The sequence below is a fragment of the Kitasatospora sp. NPDC001664 genome (assembly GCF_053596675.1).
This window is the reverse complement of the sequence record NZ_JBSFGS010000001.1, coordinates 33,481-50,178: the sequence shown is the minus strand read 5'-3', so window position 1 is coordinate 50,178 and position 16,698 is coordinate 33,481. Positions and strand designations below refer to the sequence as shown.

23 protein-coding genes and 1 pseudogene are annotated in these 16,698 nt (G+C 74.2%); 9 read left to right on the top strand and 15 right to left on the bottom strand.

What is annotated here, in order from left to right; translation table 11 throughout:
- Positions 1-56: 56 nt before the first annotated feature.
- Complete coding sequence (locus ACWCYY_RS00290) at positions 57-1,106, top strand: hypothetical protein (protein WP_449794614.1); 1,050 nt, start codon at positions 57-59, stop codon at positions 1,104-1,106.
- 21 nt (positions 1,107-1,127) lie between these two features.
- Here ACWCYY_RS00290 and ACWCYY_RS00285 read toward each other — a convergent pair whose 3' ends face one another.
- The 6 genes from ACWCYY_RS00285 to ACWCYY_RS00260 form a co-directional block, all read right to left on the bottom strand.
- Entirely contained in the window at positions 1,128-1,625 is a 498-nt protein-coding gene (locus tag ACWCYY_RS00285) for an SsgA family sporulation/cell division regulator (RefSeq protein WP_380150527.1), read from the bottom strand.
- Complete coding sequence (locus tag ACWCYY_RS00280; protein WP_345279220.1) at positions 1,622-1,864, bottom strand: hypothetical protein; 243 nt, start codon at positions 1,862-1,864, stop codon at positions 1,622-1,624. Before ACWCYY_RS00280 ends, ACWCYY_RS00285 begins: the two co-directional genes overlap by 4 nt.
- A gap of 115 nt (positions 1,865-1,979) precedes the next feature.
- Entirely contained in the window at positions 1,980-3,227 is a 1,248-nt protein-coding gene (locus ACWCYY_RS00275) for a multidrug effflux MFS transporter (protein ID WP_345279222.1), read from the bottom strand.
- 119 nt (positions 3,228-3,346) lie between these two features.
- Complete coding sequence (locus ACWCYY_RS00270; protein WP_345279224.1) at positions 3,347-3,808, bottom strand: hypothetical protein; 462 nt, start codon at positions 3,806-3,808, stop codon at positions 3,347-3,349.
- A gap of 177 nt (positions 3,809-3,985) precedes the next feature.
- Positions 3,986-4,366: a hypothetical protein gene (locus tag ACWCYY_RS00265; protein WP_345279226.1), complete on the bottom strand. Its 381-nt coding sequence runs from the start codon at positions 4,364-4,366 to the stop codon at positions 3,986-3,988.
- Positions 4,367-4,454: 88 nt separating this feature from the next.
- Positions 4,455-5,630, bottom strand: a complete 1,176-nt coding sequence (locus tag ACWCYY_RS00260) for an acyl-CoA dehydrogenase family protein (protein ID WP_449794613.1) — start codon at positions 5,628-5,630, stop codon at positions 4,455-4,457.
- A gap of 121 nt (positions 5,631-5,751) precedes the next feature.
- Here ACWCYY_RS00260 and ACWCYY_RS00255 point away from each other — a divergent pair, with 121 nt between their 5' ends.
- Positions 5,752-6,276, top strand: a complete 525-nt coding sequence (locus ACWCYY_RS00255) for a GNAT family N-acetyltransferase (protein ID WP_449794612.1) — start codon at positions 5,752-5,754, stop codon at positions 6,274-6,276.
- 16 nt (positions 6,277-6,292) lie between these two features.
- Here the strand turns inward: ACWCYY_RS00255 and ACWCYY_RS00250 are convergent, their stop codons facing one another.
- Entirely contained in the window at positions 6,293-6,607 is a 315-nt protein-coding gene (locus ACWCYY_RS00250) for a hypothetical protein (RefSeq protein ID WP_449794611.1), read from the bottom strand.
- Between the two features lie 184 nt (positions 6,608-6,791).
- Positions 6,792-7,223, bottom strand: coding sequence for a YybH family protein (locus tag ACWCYY_RS00245; protein ID WP_380150528.1), 432 nt, complete (start codon positions 7,221-7,223; stop codon positions 6,792-6,794).
- A gap of 72 nt (positions 7,224-7,295) precedes the next feature.
- On the opposite strand from ACWCYY_RS00245, the gene ACWCYY_RS00240 reads away from it, so the two are divergent.
- A complete protein-coding gene (locus ACWCYY_RS00240; RefSeq protein ID WP_449794610.1) occupies positions 7,296-7,655 on the top strand; it encodes a winged helix-turn-helix transcriptional regulator in 360 nt (119 codons plus the stop codon).
- Here ACWCYY_RS00240 and ACWCYY_RS00235 read toward each other — a convergent pair.
- Both ACWCYY_RS00235 and ACWCYY_RS00230 read right to left on the bottom strand, forming a co-directional pair.
- A complete protein-coding gene (locus tag ACWCYY_RS00235; RefSeq protein ID WP_449794609.1) occupies positions 7,598-8,215 on the bottom strand; it encodes a hypothetical protein in 618 nt (205 codons plus the stop codon). The genes ACWCYY_RS00240 and ACWCYY_RS00235 overlap by 58 nt on opposite strands.
- Positions 8,216-8,258: 43 nt before the next feature.
- Positions 8,259-8,819: pseudogene (locus ACWCYY_RS00230) on the bottom strand (MFS transporter); the annotation flags it as partial.
- A gap of 187 nt (positions 8,820-9,006) precedes the next feature.
- Here ACWCYY_RS00230 and ACWCYY_RS00225 point away from each other — a divergent pair.
- Together ACWCYY_RS00225 and ACWCYY_RS00220 are read left to right on the top strand one after the other, a co-directional pair.
- The gene (locus ACWCYY_RS00225; RefSeq protein WP_449794608.1) at positions 9,007-9,693 is read left to right on the top strand and encodes a DUF6193 family natural product biosynthesis protein; all 687 of its coding nucleotides are present in this window, start codon (positions 9,007-9,009) and stop codon (positions 9,691-9,693) included.
- A gap of 46 nt (positions 9,694-9,739) precedes the next feature.
- Complete coding sequence (locus ACWCYY_RS00220; RefSeq protein ID WP_449794607.1) at positions 9,740-10,240, top strand: iron chaperone; 501 nt, start codon at positions 9,740-9,742, stop codon at positions 10,238-10,240.
- Between the two features lie 22 nt (positions 10,241-10,262).
- Here ACWCYY_RS00220 and ACWCYY_RS00215 read toward each other — a convergent pair whose 3' ends face one another.
- On the bottom strand, positions 10,263-11,108 hold the full coding sequence (locus ACWCYY_RS00215) for an NmrA family NAD(P)-binding protein (RefSeq protein ID WP_449794606.1): 846 nt from the start codon (positions 11,106-11,108) through the stop codon (positions 10,263-10,265).
- Positions 11,109-11,156: 48 nt separating this feature from the next.
- Positions 11,157-12,083 carry a helix-turn-helix transcriptional regulator gene (locus ACWCYY_RS00210; RefSeq protein ID WP_345279241.1) on the bottom strand — a complete coding sequence of 309 codons (927 nt, stop codon included), beginning with the start codon at positions 12,081-12,083 and terminating at the stop codon, positions 11,157-11,159.
- Between the two features lie 65 nt (positions 12,084-12,148).
- On the opposite strand from ACWCYY_RS00210, the gene ACWCYY_RS00205 reads away from it, so the two are divergent.
- The gene (locus ACWCYY_RS00205; protein WP_449794605.1) at positions 12,149-12,871 is read left to right on the top strand and encodes an SDR family NAD(P)-dependent oxidoreductase; all 723 of its coding nucleotides are present in this window, start codon (positions 12,149-12,151) and stop codon (positions 12,869-12,871) included.
- Positions 12,872-12,949: 78 nt separating this feature from the next.
- Positions 12,950-13,333 (top strand): ribosomal maturation YjgA family protein, encoded by a 384-nt coding sequence (locus tag ACWCYY_RS00200; protein ID WP_449794604.1) that lies wholly within the window; start codon positions 12,950-12,952, stop codon positions 13,331-13,333.
- Here ACWCYY_RS00200 and ACWCYY_RS00195 read toward each other — a convergent pair.
- From ACWCYY_RS00195 to ACWCYY_RS00185, 3 genes are read right to left on the bottom strand one after another with little or no spacing between them, the layout of a single operon-like run.
- Positions 13,285-14,256, bottom strand: coding sequence for an NAD(P)-dependent alcohol dehydrogenase (locus tag ACWCYY_RS00195; protein ID WP_449794603.1), 972 nt, complete (start codon positions 14,254-14,256; stop codon positions 13,285-13,287). The two genes, ACWCYY_RS00200 and ACWCYY_RS00195, sit on opposite strands and share 49 nt — an antisense overlap.
- Entirely contained in the window at positions 14,253-14,486 is a 234-nt protein-coding gene (locus ACWCYY_RS00190) for a helix-turn-helix transcriptional regulator (RefSeq protein ID WP_380150529.1), read from the bottom strand. The genes ACWCYY_RS00195 and ACWCYY_RS00190 overlap by 4 nt, the downstream gene beginning before the upstream one ends.
- Positions 14,480-14,908 carry a hypothetical protein gene (locus tag ACWCYY_RS00185; RefSeq protein ID WP_345279249.1) on the bottom strand — a complete coding sequence of 143 codons (429 nt, stop codon included), beginning with the start codon at positions 14,906-14,908 and terminating at the stop codon, positions 14,480-14,482. The genes ACWCYY_RS00190 and ACWCYY_RS00185 overlap by 7 nt, the downstream gene beginning before the upstream one ends.
- Before the next feature lie 122 nt (positions 14,909-15,030).
- On the opposite strand from ACWCYY_RS00185, the gene ACWCYY_RS00180 reads away from it, so the two are divergent.
- Both ACWCYY_RS00180 and ACWCYY_RS00175 read left to right on the top strand, forming a co-directional pair.
- A complete protein-coding gene (locus ACWCYY_RS00180) occupies positions 15,031-15,210 on the top strand; it encodes a hypothetical protein (RefSeq protein WP_345279251.1) in 180 nt (59 codons plus the stop codon).
- A gap of 52 nt (positions 15,211-15,262) precedes the next feature.
- The gene (locus tag ACWCYY_RS00175; protein WP_345279253.1) at positions 15,263-16,648 is read left to right on the top strand and encodes a class II fumarate hydratase; all 1,386 of its coding nucleotides are present in this window, start codon (positions 15,263-15,265) and stop codon (positions 16,646-16,648) included.
- The last annotated feature ends 50 nt before the right edge of the window (positions 16,649-16,698 follow it).

Below are 16,698 nucleotides of genomic sequence, written 5' to 3'. Positions count from 1 at the left end.
CTCCGTACCCGGACGGGTACGCGCACCGACGTTCGAATGCTCTAGGATCACGGCCCATGAGCGACGGGGTGACGGGCCGGCAGCCGCAGCAGACACCGGGACCGGACACGTCCGCCCCGGCGCCGTCCGCCCTCCCCGCCTTCGGCCCACCGGCCACCGGCACCGCCACCCACGGGTGGGCCCGGCCGGACGCCACCGAGCCCGACTGGTCCGCCCTCGCCGACCGGCACGAGCAGCGCCAGCGCCGCCGCCGGCAGCTCCGCAACGGCGGCGCCGTCGCCGGGGCCGTCCTCCTGGTCGGCGCCATCACCACCACGGCGCTCCTCCTGGGCCGGGGCGCCGAGCCCACCGCTCCCCCGGCCGCCGCCCCGGACGCCCCCTCCGTCTCCGCCCCCGCTCCGGCTGACACTCCGTCACCCGGGACCCCGACCCCGTCGGGCCCCTCGCCTTCGGCCTCCCCCTCCCCCTCGGCATCCGCATCGACCTCGGCACCGGCCACCCCCTCCGCCAAGCCCTCCGCCGCCCCTTCCGCCAAGGGCACCGCCACCGCGAGCGCCGCGGCTCCCCCCGCCCCGCCGAGCGGCACCACCCCGCCGGACCCGCTGACGGTGATCTCCTCGGCCACCACCGACACGGCCCCGCTCGACGCCAACTCCCTCTTCCCCGCCACCACGCTCGGCATCGGCGGCAGGACCTGGACCCGCCTCACCACCGCCGCCACCTCGCCCTGCTGGAACGGCACCACCGGCGGCCTGGGCAACGTCATCTCCCCCCAGGGCTGCCAGACCCTCCTGCGCGCCACCTACACCTCCGGCAACAGCGCCGTCACCATCGGCGTCGCCGTCTTCGCCGAACGCGCCAAGGCCGACGCCGCCACGGCCGCTCACACCGGCCAGATCCAGGGCCTCGTGCCTGCCGGCGCCACCTCCTTCTGCACCTCCGCCGGCTGTACCAACACCCACGCCGCCGTGGGCCGCTACACCTACTACACGGTCTCCGGCACCGTGAAGCCCGGCGGCACCGCCGCCGACCCCGCCGCCACCGCCGCCGGCCCCGACTTCGCCGCCCACGCCCGCGCCCGCCTCCTCGCCCGCGGCACCCGCTGAGGCACCCGGCCCGACGGCGCGTCAGTCCAGGTCGGTGAACCCCTCGCGCCAGCCGAAGCCGGGATCAGGCCCGTCGAGCAGGCGGGTGAGGAGGGTGTCGAGGTCGACGTGGCGGGCCTCGGTGCCGGGCGGGACGAGGCGGTCGGTGTGGGCGAGGAAGGTGGTGACGGCGGGGGTGGGGGCGAGGAGGAGGACGGTGCCGGTGTCGCCTTCGAGGGAGAGGCAGGTGTGCCGGACGTCCTGGTCGGTGCCCGGGAAGACCGAGACGTCGCCGGTGCCGGCCCAGCCGTGCAGGCCGGTGGCGAGCAGCTCGCGGGCGAAGGTCCAGCGGACGGGCATGCCCTGCCCGAGGTGGAAGTCGAGGTGGACCGCGTACGGGTCGAGGGCCGAGTAGCGCAGGCAGGCGGCGACGGGGACGCGCAGGCCGGGTCCGGCGACCAGGGAGAGGTCGAGCGGCATGACGCAGCCGCCGGCACTGGTGCGCTGGGCGGGGACGCGCGGTGCGCTGCGGTGGGTCATCGCCGTACCGCTCCCGCGTAGCCGGGACCGCCCGGCCCGACCGCCCACGGCCCCGGGCCGACCGGGAGGACCGGGCCGACCGGGAGGACCGACGGGTCCTGGCCCGGTGGGCGGGGCGGGCGGGCGCGGGCGGCCGGAGGGGCGGTCAGGGAGTCCCACTCGCGGTCGAGTTCGCCCGGCACCGCCCGTCCGGCCCGCCGCCACCGACCCACCAGGTCGGCGAAGATCGGGCACTCCACCAGCAGAATCGTTTCTTCACTGCTGCCGCCCACACCCCGGTTCACACTCACAACCGGAACAACGATCTCCGCCTACCCCAGGACACTCACTCGATCGTGGCTTCCTGACAGACCGTCACACAGCCTGCCGCCAGGGCCGGCACAGCAGCGCGAAGGACAGCAGGCCCGCCACCCCGCAGCCGAGCACGACCACGCCCAGCAGCGCCACCGACGGCCGCTCGCCCAGGCTGCTGAGCGGAGCGACCACCGCACCGCAGGTGAACGTCCCGACCCCGAGCAGGGCCGAGGCCGAACCCGCCGCGTGCGGAGCCAGGGTGAGCGCCTGGACCGAGGAGTTCGGGAGCGCGATGCCCATGCCCGCCATCAGCACGAACAGCGCGGGCCAGACCGCCGGCAGGCCGAGGTGCCAGACCGTGGTGAAGAGGATCAAGGCGGTGCCGGCCAGCGCCGCCGCCGCCATGCCGGTCACCAGCAGGAGGTTCATCGACACCCGGTGCACCAGCACCCGCCCGTTGAGCTGCCCGGCGCCCACCACCGCCAGGGAGTTGACCGCGAAGATCAGGCTGTAGGTCTGCGGGGAGACCTGGTAGACGTCCTGGATCACCACCGAGGAGCCGCCGACGTAGGCGAACAGCGCGCCGAAGCTGAAGGTGCTCGTCAGCACGTAGCCGACGAAGCGCGCGTCGCGGAGCAGGCCGCCGATCGCCCGGAAGGTGCTGCCGAGGCCGTCCCGGTGCCGGCGCTCGGGCGGCAGCGACTCGGCGAGCAGGAACATCGCGGCGAGCGTGCCGACGGTGCCGTAGACCACCAGGACCGCGAAGGTGCCCCGCCAGTCGGTGAGCTTCAGCAGCAGGGCGCCCAGAGCGGGGGCGAAGATCGGGGCCAGTCCGCTGATCAGTCCGAGCGAGGCCATGAAGCGGACCATCGCCACGCCCTCGTAGCGGTCCCGGGCGATGGCGCGGGCGATCACCAGGCCGGCCGCACCGGCCATCCCCTGGAGGAAGCGTCCGGCCACCAGGACGGGGATCGACGGGGCCAGCGCGCAGATCACGGTGGCCACCGTGTAGAGCGCCATCCCGGTCAGCAGCGGGCGGCGGCGCCCGTGCCGGTCGCTCAGCGTGCCGAACAGCAGCTGACCGAGCGCCAGGCCGAACAGCGAGGCGGTCATGGTGAGTTGGACAGCCGGGAAGGTGGTGCCGAGGTCCTCCCGCAACGACGGGAGGGCGGGCAGGTAGAGGTCAGTGGTCAGCGGACCGAGCGCGCTCAGGCTGCCGAGCACGACGATGGTGGCCTTGCCGGGCGCCGCCGTGGGTGTGGCGTCGTCGGTCGTGGTCCCGGGTATGGAACCGGTGCCGGTGGTCAATGGGGCTCCTTGCGAGGTGAGCGGGTGCCACCTGTCCTATCGCACCCGAACCCTCGACCGGTACCCGCCCCCACCGACTACTCCCGATCGCTCCCCGCGGCGCCCGTCCCGACCGGCCCTCACTCGGTGGTGGTCCCGGCCTTGCGGGCGGCGACCACCACGGCGTCGTCCTGCCAGCCGTAGAGCTGATCGCCGATCAGCGCGACGTTGTAGAGCCCGCACCGCCAGTCGGCCCGGGCCACCGCCTCGTCCGGGAACCAGGAGGCCCGCAGCTTGACCGGGCCGTCCGGCAGTCCCTTCTGACACTCCGCCGGCGCGGCCCCGCCCGGCACGGTGGCCCGGATCAGCCGGTCGCCGCCGGTGGTGGACATCAGGTACGAGACCCCCGTCGCCCCGTCCGGCAGCCAGCGCGGGACCGAGGCGCGGTCCTGCTTGGCGGCCGTCCCGCTGTCGTACGCGGCCTGCTGCTGGTGCCGGCCCTCGGCCCAGTCCCGCGCCATCGGCGCCGCGACCACCACTCCGGCGGTCACCACCGCTCCCGCCGCCACGATCCCGGCCGTCACCTTGCCCGCGCCACCCATGCCGCCGCTCCTCACGCTCGTCCGTCCGTCTGCGCTCTCCATCCTGTCCGGCCGCATCCGCCGGACCGTCGGCACGAGGTACCGCTCCCGCCTCCACCCCGGGACGTACGTGACCCCGCCGACCCTCAGGGGTCGACGGGGTCACGTACGGGACGAAGGTCCCGCGTCAGCGCTCGTTCAGCCGCGCGGGACCTCACCTCCGGGGCGGAACTCCCGCACCACCTCGATCCGCCCGACGATGTGGCGGTTGAACTCGTCCAGGTCCTCGGCGGGGACCCAGAGCTCCAGGATGGTCCGGCCGCCGGCCTGCTGGACGGGGTAGCGGGCCAGGAAGTCCGTCTCCACCTCGAAGCGGGTCACGTATCCGACACCGGAGGCGGGCACGTTCCAGTCCCGGGCGATCCGGACGGCGTAGTCCTCGTTCATCACCGGGTAGAAGATCGGCTGGTCCGGCAGGCGGGGAGGCCAGGCACGCCGGCCGGCGGCCTCGACGAGCGCCAGCTCCTCGGGTCCGGTGGGGCGCCACAGCGTGGTGGTGGGCGTGGTGGTCCCGGTCATCGTTCCGCTCCTCTCCTGCTCGGGGTCCGTGTGCGGCCCCCACCGTAGGCGCGGGTCACCGCGGTCGCCAGCGATTTCCGAGGGGCCGTCAGCGGTAGGCGGCCTCGCCCGTGATGGTCTCGCCGAGGACGAGGGTGTGGATCTCGGAGGTGCCCTCGTAGGTGAGCACCGACTCCAGGTTGTTGGCGTGCCGCAGCACCGGGTACTCCACCGTGATGCCGTTGGCCGCCAGGACCGTGCGGGCCGAGCGGGCCACCTCGATGGCGGTGCGGACGTTGTTGAGCTTGCCGAAGCTGATGTGGGCCGGGCGGCACTGGCCGGCGTCCTTCAGCCGCCCGATCCGGTGGGCCACCAGGTAGGCCTTCTCCACCTCCAGCATCATCTCCACCAGCTTCTGCTGCGTCAGCTGGAAGGCGGCGATGGGCCGGTCGAACTGGATCCGGGTCTTGGCGTACTCCAGCGCGGTGGTGTAGCAGTCCCGGGCCGCGCCGACGGTGCCCCAGAGGATGCCGTAGCGCGCCTCGCCGAGCGAGGAGAGCGGGCCGCGCAGACCGGTCACGCCGGGCAGCACCGCGTCGGCCGGGAGGACCACCTCGTCGAAGACCAGCTCGCTCGTGACGGAGGCGCGCAGCGAGAGCTTACCGTGCACGTCGTTGGCGGTGAAGCCGGGGGTGCCGCGCTCCACCAGGAAGCCGCGCACGCCCTCCTCGGTCTGCGCCCACACCACGGCGACGTCCGAGATGGAGCCGTTGGTGATCCACATCTTGCTGCCGTTGAGCACCCAGTCCGTGCCCTTGCGGCGGGCCCGGGTGCGCATGTTGGCCGGGTCGGAGCCGAAGTCCGGCTCGGTCAGGCCGAAGCAGCCGATCGCCCGGCCGGCCGCCATCTCGGGCAGCCAGCGCTGCTTCTGCTCCTCCGAGCCGAAGGCGTGGATCGAGCGCATGGCCAGCGAGCCCTGGACCGAGACGAAGCTGCGCAGGCCGGAGTCGGCCGCCTCCAGCTCCATGCAGGCGACGCCGTACTCGACGGCCGTCGAGCCGGTGCAGCCGTAGCCCTCCAGGTGCATGCCGAGCACCCCGAGCCTCCCCAGTTCGGGCGCCAACTCCTTGGCGGGGAACACCCCTTGGTCGAACCACTGGCCGACGTACGGGCGGATGCGGTCGTCCGCGAACTTCCGTACGGTGTCGCGGATCAGCCGCTCCTCGTCGGTGAGCAGCTCGCCGACCGCGAGCAGGTCGGCCGGGTCGAGGGGGGTGCCTGCCATGGTGTCTCCTCGCGTACGCGTCAGGGCGTCAGGGTGCGCACGCAGTATCGCGTAACACCGGCGCAACAGGGACCTGGCAGGGTGCGAGACACTGACCACACCCCCGGAAGGCCGCCGCACCGTGCACATCACCGCCCTGACCGCCGACCAGCTCACCGATCACGCCCAGGCCCTGGGCGGGCTGCTGGCCGACGCGGTCGAAGGCGGCGCCTCGGTCGGGTTCGAGGCCGGGCTCGGCGCGGACGCGGCGGCCGAGTGGTGGCGCGGGCTGGCCGGGCCGCTGGCGGACGGTCAACTCCTGCTCTGGGCCGCCTTCGAGGAGGACGGGGGCCGACCGCTCGGGACCGTCCAGCTCCGGCTGACCTCCTACCCCAACGGGCGGCACCGGGCCGAGCTGGCCAAGCTCCTGGTACACCGCGCCGCCCGGGGCCGGGGCGCCGGGCGGCTGCTGCTGGCCCACGCCGAGGCGGCGGCCACCGCGCGCGGGCTGACCCTGCTGCTGCTCGACACGGAGACCGACAGCCCCGCCGAGCACCTCTACCGCTCGGCCGGCTGGACCGCCCTCGGCACCGTCCCCGGCCACGCCACCAACCCGGCCGGGGAGCTGCGCCCGACCACCTTCTACTTCAAGACGCTCGCCGGATGAGCCCGTTCAGGGCGGCTCAGGAAGCCTGCTGCGCCAGCGAGTCGGAGAGCGGACTGCCGGTGCGGACGGCGGCCACCGTGTAGCCGAAGGCGTGCAGCGGGGCGTGCGCCACGGCGAGCAGGGCCCGGACGCTGATCAGGGCGCGCACCTCGGTCGCGGCGCGGACGAAGACCACCGCCCCGATGCCCTCGGGCGCCGGCCGCACCCGCAGCCGCTCGACCCCGTGCTCGGGCACGGCGTGCGAGCGCAGCAGTTCGTCCACCAGGTGTGCCTCGCCATCGGTGCCGGCACCACCGCCGCGGCGGAGCAGGACGACCGTGACCATGCGCATGTGAATCTCCCGACGGGCCGATGGCAGCTTGGTACCGAGCCTGCCGTTCACGGGCCTCCGGTGGAAGGCCGGACGGCTGGCAGCATGTGGGTACGTCACCTTGCGGCCAGCACTGGGCGACCTAGCGGCGCCCGGGGCGGCGGCAGCCGGCCCTCCGGCGGTTCCGCGTCGACCCCCGACGGAGTCAGGATGCTCCGCCGACCGCACCGAACGGGTTGTCGATGACGTACCGCCAGAAGCCGTCCGGGCCGCGGCGCGCCACGTCGGTGGCGGTGCCCTCGATGTGGACGTGGGCACCGTCCGGGCCCGCCCCGACGATGACCCAGTCCACGATCAGCAGGGCGAGCTCCCCCACCGCGTAGCAGTGCCGCAGGCTCACCGTGATCGGCACGCCCAGCGACTGGAACTCGGCACCGGCGGCCAGCAGTTCGTCACCGGTCACGGCCCGGCCGGGGCTGGGCACGAAGACGGCTCCCGGTTCGTAGACGGCGGCGAGCGCTCGGGGGCTGCCGGAGTTGAAGGCGGCCGCGAAGGCCGCGGGGTGCTGCGCCGGGTCGGTGACCAGGCCGGCGGGGATAGGGTCGTGGTCATGCGCGAGATCCATGGTGGTGTTCACGGCGGCAGTCAATCCGGCGCCGGAGTGGGTCACCAAACGGAAAGCGACGGCGGGAGTTGGGACGCCGAACTGGTGCCCTCACCGACCGGCCGCACGCTGCGGCCGGAGGCCGACTGCCCGGTGGAGACGGCGCTGGCGGCGGTCTCCGGCCGTTGGACCACCCTGGTCCTGCGCGAACTCCTGCACGCGGACCACTCCTTCGGCACCCTGCGGGAGCGCCTCCCCGAGATCAGCCCCAAGGTGCTCACCGAGCGGCTGGACGAGCTCCGCGGCCGCGGCCTGGTCGAGCGGGAGCGCCTCCCCGGCTTCCCGGTGCGCACCCGCTACGCCCTCACCGACACCGGCCGGGCCCTGCGCCCGCTGCTGATCGAGCTCTACCGCACGGGCGAGGTGCTCCGGGCCGGATCGCCCGGCGCCGCTACGACGCCCTGAGGCTGCCCAGGTTCGGTCAACCGCCGTTCGCAGCCGCGCCGTTGGAGCACCGAGAGCCCGAGGACACCGCCGCCCAGGGCGAGCCAGCCGAGCGGGCCGGTGGTGATCACCGCTCCGGTGAGCAGCAGCGGGCCGAGCGCCTTCTGCGCGGACTGGGCGATGCCCGCCACCCCGAGGTAGGAGGCCCGGGAGCGCTCGGGCGCGAGGGCGACGGCCAGCTCCCAGGAGCTGACGGAGCGCATCAGCTCGGCCCCGGAGACCAGCAGGGCGGAGAGCAGCAGCACGATCGAGGCGCTCCAGGCTCCGCCTCCGGTGCCGAAGGCCAGCAGTGCGCAGCCGGCCAGCATCGCCAGGCCGTTCAGGGTGACCGCGGCCGCCGCCCGGCGCGGGCCCTCGGCCCAGGCGGAGACGCGGAGTTGGAGCAGCACCACGAGCAGGGTGTTGAGCACCAGGAAGGCCGGGGCGAGGGCGGGCGGGGCCTCGGTGCGGGTGATCAGCCAGAGCGGCAGGCCGACGCAGAGCACGGAGTCGTCCAGGCTCATCGGGATGTCGAGCAGCACGAAGCGCAGGTAGCCACGGGCTCGGGCCGGGCACCGGCTCCTCCGTTGCCGCCTTGACGGGCACCTCGACGGCCCGGTGCTCGCCGGTGCGGCGGACCAGTGCGGCCGTCACCGCGAAGGACAGCGCGTTGGCCAGCACCAGGGCCTGGTAGGCGGGCACCGTGCCGATCGCCAGGCCGATCGCGGCGAGGCCGGCTCCGACCGCGTAGCCCGCGTTCATCGCGGTGCGGGCGAGCGCCCGGTAGGTGGAGCGCTGCCCGTCGGTGGCCCGGGTGGCGAACAGGATCTCCAGGGTCTTGGCGCCCCGCTCCGCCAGGCAGGTCACGGCCATCACCGCGAGCAGCGCGGCGAAGTCGCGGGAGACCAGCAGCAGGAGCATGGTGCCGAGCCGGAGCAGGTGACACCACATCAACAGGGTGCGGGCCGAGTACCGCTCGGCGAGCTGCCCGGCGATCGGCGAGCCGGCGATGCCGGCCACCGCCGCGACGCCCAGCAGCAGGCCGACCTGCCCGGCGTCCAGGCGGGAGACGAAGGTGAAGTAGAGCACCGAGGCCGCCGCCCACACCCCCGTCCCGAGCCGGTCCAGGAACTGCACGAGCAGCATGATCCGCCCGTCCCGCCCACCCGGCGGCCGCCGCAGCTGCGCCACCAGCCCTCCGCCGCCCCGTCCTCCGCGCATACTCACGCCCCTGTCATCCGGTCCGTACGGAAGCAGCCTGGCGTACATTTATCTCGACGTCAAGATACTTGATATCGACAGACCTGGCGGGCCGACGGTGCACAATGAGGCGGTGACCTCCGACCTCGCCGCCGAACTCGCTTTCGCCGCAAGCACGCTGGGCCTCGCCCTGCCGCCAGCGGACGAGAGCGGGTACCCCGCCACATACCGCAGCCCCGACGGCACACGGGCGGTCCATGTCCGCCGCTGGCCGGACCGGACCGACCTCGACGTGCAGCTGCGGACCCCGGGTGCCCTGCTGGCCCAAGGGTGGACCGAGGACCCGGGCGAGGCGGTCCGCGCCGTAGTGGTCTGGCTCGGCGGCGCGGGCCTCGAGGAGACCGCCGCCGCGGCGCCGTTCGTGCGATACGGCGACTGGGCCCTGGCCCACGAACGCGAACCGCTCGACCCGGTCGAGCTCGCCTGGTGGCAGCGGCTCGACCACGTCCGCCATCCGGTCTGGCGGGCCCTGCCCCACGCGGCCGCCATGTGGGAGGCCGCCCACGCCCAGCCGGCGCTGCGCCGGCTGCATCCGGTCACCAGTCACCGCATGCTCCGGTTCCTCGTTCCCGGGACGCAGACCTTCGAGCAGATCGGCTGGGGGATCGAACCGCAGCCCGGCGGCTGGTACCAGCTCCGGACGCGGGGCGGCCCGGAGATCCCCCGCACCACCGATCTGGCGGAGGCGATCCGCCTGGTCGTGGCCTCGGTCGAGGGTCGGTCAGTTTCGGAGAAGCGCGGAGGGGGTGCTCCTTCCTAAGGTTGGTGACAGCCCAGCCGGGGACCGCGAGACCGAGGAGCACACCATGACCGCCACCGCCCGCAAGACCGCCGCCACCACCGCCGCCGCCGCCAAGTCCTTCGACGGATTCTCCGAGGAGGAGCGGGCCGCGATGCGCGAGCACTCCAAGGACCTCAAGGCCGCCGCCCGCCGGGGTGGGAAGGCCACCAAGGCGGACGGCGAGGCCGACGTGCTGGCGAAGATCGCCGAGATGGAGGAGGCGGACCGCCTGCTCGCCGAGCGGGTGCACGCGATCGTCGCGGCCAACGCCCCCGGGCTGGCGCCCAAGACCTGGTACGGGATGCCCGCCTACGCCCGGGACGGCAAGGTGGTCTGCTTCTTCCAGAGCGCCCAGAAGTTCAAGACCCGTTACGCCACCCTCGGGTTCAGCGACCAGGCCTTCCTCGACGAGGGCGAGCTGTGGCCGGTCACCTACGCCCTCACCACCCTGAGCCCCGCCGTCGAGGCCAAGCTGGCCGAGCTGGTCCGCCGGGCCGCGGACACCTCGAACGCCGACGCCGCCTGACGGTGACGCCCCGTCAGGGGGATCAGCCCTCCCAGATCCCGGTCGCGGCGGTGGCCCGGGCGTACGCGGCGAAGTCGCGCGGCTCGCGACCGAGGGCCCGCTGGACGCCGTCGGCCAGCGTGGCGAAGCGGTTGTCGGCGATCCAGCCGTAGAGCATCTCCAGCATCCCGGCGAAGTCCGCCGGAAGGCCCTGCGCGATGGCGTAGGCCATGAACTCCGCCGGGGAGACCGCCCGGTGGACCAGCGGGCGCCCGGTGGCCCGGCTGATCTCCTCGGCCACCTGGGCCAGGCTCAGCAGCCGTGGCCCGGAGAGCTCGTAGGCCTCCCCCGCGTGGCCGTCCTCGGTGAGCGCGGCGACCGCCACGTCGGCGATGTCGTCCGCGTCCACGAAGGGCTCCAGCCCGGTGCCGGTCGACATCACCAGCGCGCCGTCCAGCACCTGCTCCAGCCAGAAGGCCTCCTCGTCGAAGTTCTGCGCGAACCAGGCCGGCTTCAGCAGGGTCCACTCGGCGCCGGACTCGCGCACCGCCCGCTCGCAGGGCAGCTTCTCCTCCCCCTCGGCCGCCACCCAGTCGCGGTGCGAGAGCAGCACCAGCCGCTCCACCCCACTGGCCGCGGCCAGCTTCGCGAAGTCCGTCATCGAGGCCCCGGCGTCCGGGAGTTGGGAGTCGACCAGGTACGCGGCGCGGGCGCCGTCGAGCGCGGTCTCCCAGGTGGAGCGGTCGCTCCAGTCGAAGCGGGTGGTGCCGTTGCGCGAGGCCACGCGCACCTCGTGGCCGCGCTGCCGCAGGCGGGAGACCACACGGCGGCCGGTCTTGCCGGTGCCGCCGAGGACCAGGAACGGGTGGTTCTGCTTCGTCGTCGTCATGTGTTCAGTACACCGGCGCGGGACCATCCGGGAGAATGGTCCACACGCTCACCGGGATGTCCGAGCGTCCAACCCCGTCCACCCACTCCGCTCCCCCGCCAGCCGGTAGGCCGCCGGCGGGAGGCCGTACCGTTCGCCGAAGCGCCGCGTCAGGTGCGGGTGGTCGGTGAAGCCGGCCGCGGCGGCGATGTCGGCCAGCGGAAGCGTGCTGCGGCGGATCAGCTGGGCCGCCGACTCCAGCCGTACGGCGAGCAGTTCGTCCCGGAAGGCGGTCCCCTGGGAGGTCAGCAGGCGCTGGAGGGTGCGGGAGGAGAGCCCGAGGGCCGCCGCCGCGTCCGGCAGGCGCCAGGGACGGGCCGGGTCGAGGGCGATCCGGGCGCGCAGTTCCGGGAGGGTCGCCGCGGGCGGCCCCGGTTCGGGCCAGCACAGCCGCCAACCGGCGAGCACCGGACCGGAGTCGGCGCACGCGGCCTCCGGTGTGGTGGAGCCCGAAGCGGTGAGCAGGGTCAGTGCCGGCTCGCGTCCGGCCACCAGCCCGGTCGCCACCTGGTACGCCGCCGCCACGAAGAGCGTCTCGGCGCTCGACGGCGGACCGCCCAGGTGCGGGAGGTGACGGACGGTCAGGCGTCCGGGCCCGTCGTACGCCGCGGCCGTGGTGTGCCCGACGTGGAACCAGCGCTCCAGAAGCCGCGAGCGCGCCAGGAAGTCGGCCGGGCCGCTGCTCGCCGCGAGTGCGGAGACCAAGGGGTGGCGCGGCCGGTCCAGCAGGTGCCCCGCGGCCGCCCGTACGGTCGGCCAGCCGCGCCGCCGCAGCGCCAACAGCAGCTCGGCGTGGAGGAGTTCGGGCACCGGATCGCCCGCGTCGAGCAACGCCTCGGCCCGGTCGGCGACCGGCAGCACGCCGGGCGAGCGGCGCAGCGCCCGGACGGCGGCGCGCACCAGCACGGGGTGGACGCTGCGGGCCGGACCGGTCATGGCGACCGATCGTAGTGGCGCACCGGTACAAGTGGGAGTCCGGGCGGCGGGCCAGCATGGCGGGCATGGAGATCAAGGGCAGGCGGGTACTGGTCACCGGCGGCACCTCGGGCGTCGGCCGGGCGCTGGCGGCGGAGTTGACGGAGCGCGGGGCCCGGGTGGTGGTCTGCGGACGCACGGCGGCGGGCGAGGGCCAGGTGGCGGCCGACCTCGCGGTGGCCGGCCAGGCGGAGCGGCTGGTGCGGGAGGCGGCCGAACGCCTCGGTGGGCTGGACCTGGTGGTGGCCAACGCGGGCGTCCAGCACCACGAGCGGCTGACGGCGGGGGTCACCCCCGGCTTGCTGGAGCGGATGGAGCAGGAGGTGGCGGTCAACCTGCGGTCGGTGGCGGAGCTGGCGGCGGCCGCCTGGCCGTGGCTGGCGGCCTCGCCGGAGGCGGCCTTCGTGGCGGTCACCTCCGGACTGGCGTACGCGCCCAAGCGGAGCGCGCCGCTGTACTGCGCGACCAAGGCGGGGGTGCACGTGCTCTGCGAGGCGCTGCGCTACCAGGCCCGCGCGGACACTCCGCACGTGCGGGTGCAGGAGGTGGTGCTGCCGCTGGTGGACACGCCGATGACGGCGGGCCGCTCCGGGCCGGTGCGCAAGCTCAGCCCGGAGGCGGCGGCCCGCTCGATCGCCCGCGGGGTGGAACGCGGGTCGGCCGTCCTCCCGGTCGGCGCCTCCCGCGCCCTGTTGGTCCTGCTGCGCCTCTGCCCGCCGCTGGCCCGCCGGCTCCTGCGCGACGGCTGAGTGCCGCGGCCCGGCTGCGGGAACCGCGCGGCCCCACGCCGGAGTCCTCGACGGGAACGACGGAACGGGGAACGTGCGGTGCGGCTGAAGGCGCTGGGGCTGATCGGGGCGACCGTGGCGGCCGGGCTGGTGGTGACGGTCGCCGTGCCCGGGGTGGCGGGGGACGCGCTGCGCGACGCGCTCTACACCGTCGCCTGGTACCTGGCCGTGCTGCTCGCCGCGCCCCGCACCCAGCCCGCCGTCGCGGCCTCGGCCGCCGCCGGGATCAGCTGGGCGGTGGAGCTCTTCCAGCTCACCGGGATCCCGGCCGCCCACCCCGGCTGGCGGCTGCTGCTCGGTACCGGCTTCAACGCGGCGGACCTGCTCTGGTACGCCCTCGGCGCGGCCGCCTGCCTGGCCGTGCACCGGGCGGCTCAGACCAGGACCGCCACCTTGCCCCGGACCTTGCCCTCCTCCAAGTAGCGGACGGCGTCCGGGACTTCCTCCAGGGTGAAGGTCCGGTCCAGCACCACCCGCAGCTGCCCGGTGGTCAGCAGCTCGCGCAGGTGGACCAGGTCCTCCTGCCTGGTGCGGGCCAGCAGGCTGCGCAGCCGCTGCCGGGCGAACGGCGCGAGCGCGGCGGCGTGCAACTGCCGTGCCACGCCGCCGAACCAGCGTCCGCCGCCCTCCCCGCCGGCCAGCACCAGGGTGCCGCGCGGGGCGAGCACCCGGCGCAGCCCGGCCAGCGGGTGGCCGCCGGCCAGGTCCAGGATCAGGTCGTAGGCCCCGGCCGGGCCGTCGGTGCAGTCCTGGCGGGTGTGGTCGAGCACGGCATCGGCGCCGAGCCCGCGGACCAGCTCGGCCTTGGCGGGGCCACAGACGGCGGTGACCTCCGCCCCGGCCAGCTTGGCGAGTTGGACGGCGTAGGTGCCGACGCCGCCGGAGGCGCCGATCACCAGGACCCGCTGACCGGCGGCGATCCGCCCGACGTCGCGCAGGCCCTGGAGGGCGGTGACGGCGGAGACCGGGACGGCGGCCGCCTCGGCCGGGGTCAGCTCCGGCGGACGGAGCGCCAGCCGGTCGGCGCGGGCCCGGGCGTACTCGGCGAAGGCCCCGGCGCACTCGCCGAAGACCTCGTCGCCGGCCCGGAGGCCGTGCACACCCAGGCCGACCTCGACCACCACACCGGCGCAGTCCAGGCCGAGCACCGCCTGCCGGGGCCGCCGTATGCCGGTGAACAACCGCACCAGGTAAGGGAGCCCGGCCATCAGGTGCCAGACGCCGCGGTCCATCCCGGCGGCCGTGACCTGGAGCAGCACCTCGCCGGAGCGGGGCACGGGCCGCTCCAGTTCGCGGAGTTCGAAGACCTCGGTGGTGCCGTACCGGTGGCGGGTGATCGCTCTCACTGGGACTCCTCGGATTCGGACGGGTACTGGAAGACCTCGGTCAGCGGGGTGTCGAAGACCTCGGCGATCTGGAAGGCGAGCTCCAACGAGGGCGAGTAGCGGCCCTGTTCGATGGCGATCACGGTCTGCCGGGTCACCCCGATCCGGCGGGCCAGCTCGGCCTGGGTCATCTCGCCGCGGGCGAAGCGCAGGGCGCGGATGGTGTTGACCACCCGGGTGGGCTTCACCACTGCGGGAGCCCCCGCCGGTAGGCGGCGATCTTCGCCATCGCGCCGAGCACGGCGGAGAGCACGAAGGCCAGGTAGACGGCGTTGGCGATCCAGAACGGCGCGGCCTCGACCAGCGCCAGCACCAGCGCCGCCATCGCGCCGATCACCACGAAGGACTGGCCGACGTGCTCGCCGAAGCGGTGGATCTGCCGGTCCCTCAGGTCCTTGGCCGCCCCCTCCTCCGGCCGGACCAGCGCGGCCGCCACGCTCAGCAGCACGGAGACCACCACCGCCGCCCCGATGCTCCACAACAGCGCTGCCGCGTACGGCCGCTGGGCCAGCGCGAGACTGCTCCCGGGCAGCAGCACCGCCAGCAGGTAGCCCGTGTAGCCGAGCAGGGCCACCACCCCCGCGATCCAGGCCCGTCGTTCCTCCAGTGCCATCCCGCCACACCTCCGATGTCAAGAAAAGCTGACACGATGGAAGGTAAAGCAGACCGGACATCGCGTCAAGAATCTTTGACACCACCCGTGACCGGACCCCGGCCCGGCCGGTTGTCCCTGGCATGCGTACCGTGACCCGGCTGATCACCGCCCTCGCCACCCTGCTCGCCATCGCCGCCCCCGCCTCGGCCGTCCCGTCCGCCGACGGCCACAGCATCCCGGTCGGGGCGATCAGCGACCTCGGCAGCGTGCTCACCCTCGCCGACGTGGGCTACGACTTCGCCACCCTGCTCGGACAGTAGGAAATACCTGGGGCACCCCGGGAGCTGGCAGGGACAGGAGGTGCATGAGGCCATGCAGGAGTACCGGATCGAGCACGACTCGATGGGCGAGGTGCGGGTGCCCGCGTCCGCCAAGTGGCAGGCGCAGACCCAGCGCGCGGTGGAGAACTTCCCGGTGTCGGGCCAGCGGCTGGAGCGGGCGCACATCGCGGCGCTGGCCCGGATCAAGGCGGCCGCCGCCAAGGTCAACGGCGAGCTGGGGGTGCTGGAGCCGGAGACGGCGGCGGCGATCGCCGGGGCGGCCGAGGAGGTGGCCGAGGGGAAGTGGGACGAGCACTTCCCGGTCGACGTCTTCCAGACCGGCTCGGGCACCTCGTCCAACATGAACACCAACGAGGTGATCGCCACCCTGGCCACCGAGCGCCTCGGCCGACCGGTCCACCCCAATGACCACGTCAACGCCAGCCAGTCGTCCAACGACGTGTTCCCCTCCTCCATCCACATCGCCGCCACCGCCGCCGTCACCGGCGAGCTGATCCCGGCGCTGGAGCACCTCGCACAGGCGCTGGAGCGCAAGGCGAAGTCCTTCGCCGAGGTGGTGAAGTCCGGCCGCACCCACCTGATGGACGCCACGCCCGTCACCCTCGGCCAGGAGTTCGGCGGCTACGCGGCCCAGGTCAGGTACGGGATCGAGCGCCTGCGCGCCACCCTGCCCCGGGTGGCCGAACTCCCGCTCGGCGGCACGGCGGTGGGCACCGGCATCAACACCCCGCCCGGCTTCTCCGCCGCCGTGATCGCCGAGGTGGCCCGGGCCACCGGGCTGCCGCTGACCGAGGCCCGCGACCACTTCGAGGCCCAGGGCGCCCGGGACGGACTGGTGGAGCTGAGCGGCCAGCTGCGCACCGTCGCGGTCGGCTTCACCAAGATCGCCAACGATCTGCGCTGGATGGGCTCCGGCCCGCGCACCGGCCTCGGCGAGCTCAACCTGCCGGACCTCCAGCCCGGCTCCTCGATCATGCCGGGCAAGGTGAACCCGGTGCTGCCCGAGGTGGTGCTGATGGTGTCCGCCCAGGTGATCGGCAACGACGCGACCGTCACGGTGGCCGGCGCGAGCGGGAACTTCGAGCTGAACGTGATGCTCCCGGTGATCGCCCGCAACGTGCTGGAGTCCGTCCGGCTGCTGGCCAACAGCGCCCGCCTGCTGGCCGACCGGACGGTGGACGGCGTCACCGCCAACGTGGAGCGGGCCCGCGAGTACGCCGAGTCCTCCCCCTCCGTGGTCACCCCGCTCAACCGCTACATCGGCTACGAGGAGGCCGCCAAGGTCGCCAAGCAGGCGGTGGCCGAGCGCAAGACGATCCGTCAGGTGGTCGTGGAGCGCGGGTACCTGGAGGCCGGGAAGCTCACCGAGGCCCAGCTCGACGAGGCCCTGGACGTGCTGCGGATGACCCGCCCCTGACTGCTCCGCGCAGCAGACGGGGCACGGCCGTGAGCGGCCGTGCCCCGTTG

Coding starts and splice junctions, on each gene's coding strand:
- ACWCYY_RS00210 (WP_345279241.1), bottom strand. CDS start 12,083: ATGACCGGTCCGGCCCGCAGCGTCCACCCCGTGCTGGTGCGCGCCGCC.
- ACWCYY_RS00285 (WP_380150527.1), bottom strand. CDS start 1,625: ATGACCCACCGCAGCGCACCGCGCGTCCCCGCCCAGCGCACCAGTGCC.
- ACWCYY_RS00220 (WP_449794607.1), top strand. CDS start 9,740: ATGACCGCCACCGCCCGCAAGACCGCCGCCACCACCGCCGCCGCCGCC.
- ACWCYY_RS00215 (WP_449794606.1), bottom strand. CDS start 11,108: ATGACGACGACGAAGCAGAACCACCCGTTCCTGGTCCTCGGCGGCACC.
- ACWCYY_RS00175 (WP_345279253.1), top strand. CDS start 15,263: ATGCAGGAGTACCGGATCGAGCACGACTCGATGGGCGAGGTGCGGGTG.
- ACWCYY_RS00265 (WP_345279226.1), bottom strand. CDS start 4,366: ATGACCGGGACCACCACGCCCACCACCACGCTGTGGCGCCCCACCGGA.
- ACWCYY_RS00185 (WP_345279249.1), bottom strand. CDS start 14,908: ATGGCACTGGAGGAACGACGGGCCTGGATCGCGGGGGTGGTGGCCCTG.
- ACWCYY_RS00260 (WP_449794613.1), bottom strand. CDS start 5,630: ATGGCAGGCACCCCCCTCGACCCGGCCGACCTGCTCGCGGTCGGCGAG.
- ACWCYY_RS00250 (WP_449794611.1), bottom strand. CDS start 6,607: ATGCGCATGGTCACGGTCGTCCTGCTCCGCCGCGGCGGTGGTGCCGGC.
- ACWCYY_RS00270 (WP_345279224.1), bottom strand. CDS start 3,808: ATGGGTGGCGCGGGCAAGGTGACGGCCGGGATCGTGGCGGCGGGAGCG.
- ACWCYY_RS00180 (WP_345279251.1), top strand. CDS start 15,031: ATGCGTACCGTGACCCGGCTGATCACCGCCCTCGCCACCCTGCTCGCC.
- ACWCYY_RS00290 (WP_449794614.1), top strand. CDS start 57: ATGAGCGACGGGGTGACGGGCCGGCAGCCGCAGCAGACACCGGGACCG.
- ACWCYY_RS00205 (WP_449794605.1), top strand. CDS start 12,149: ATGGAGATCAAGGGCAGGCGGGTACTGGTCACCGGCGGCACCTCGGGC.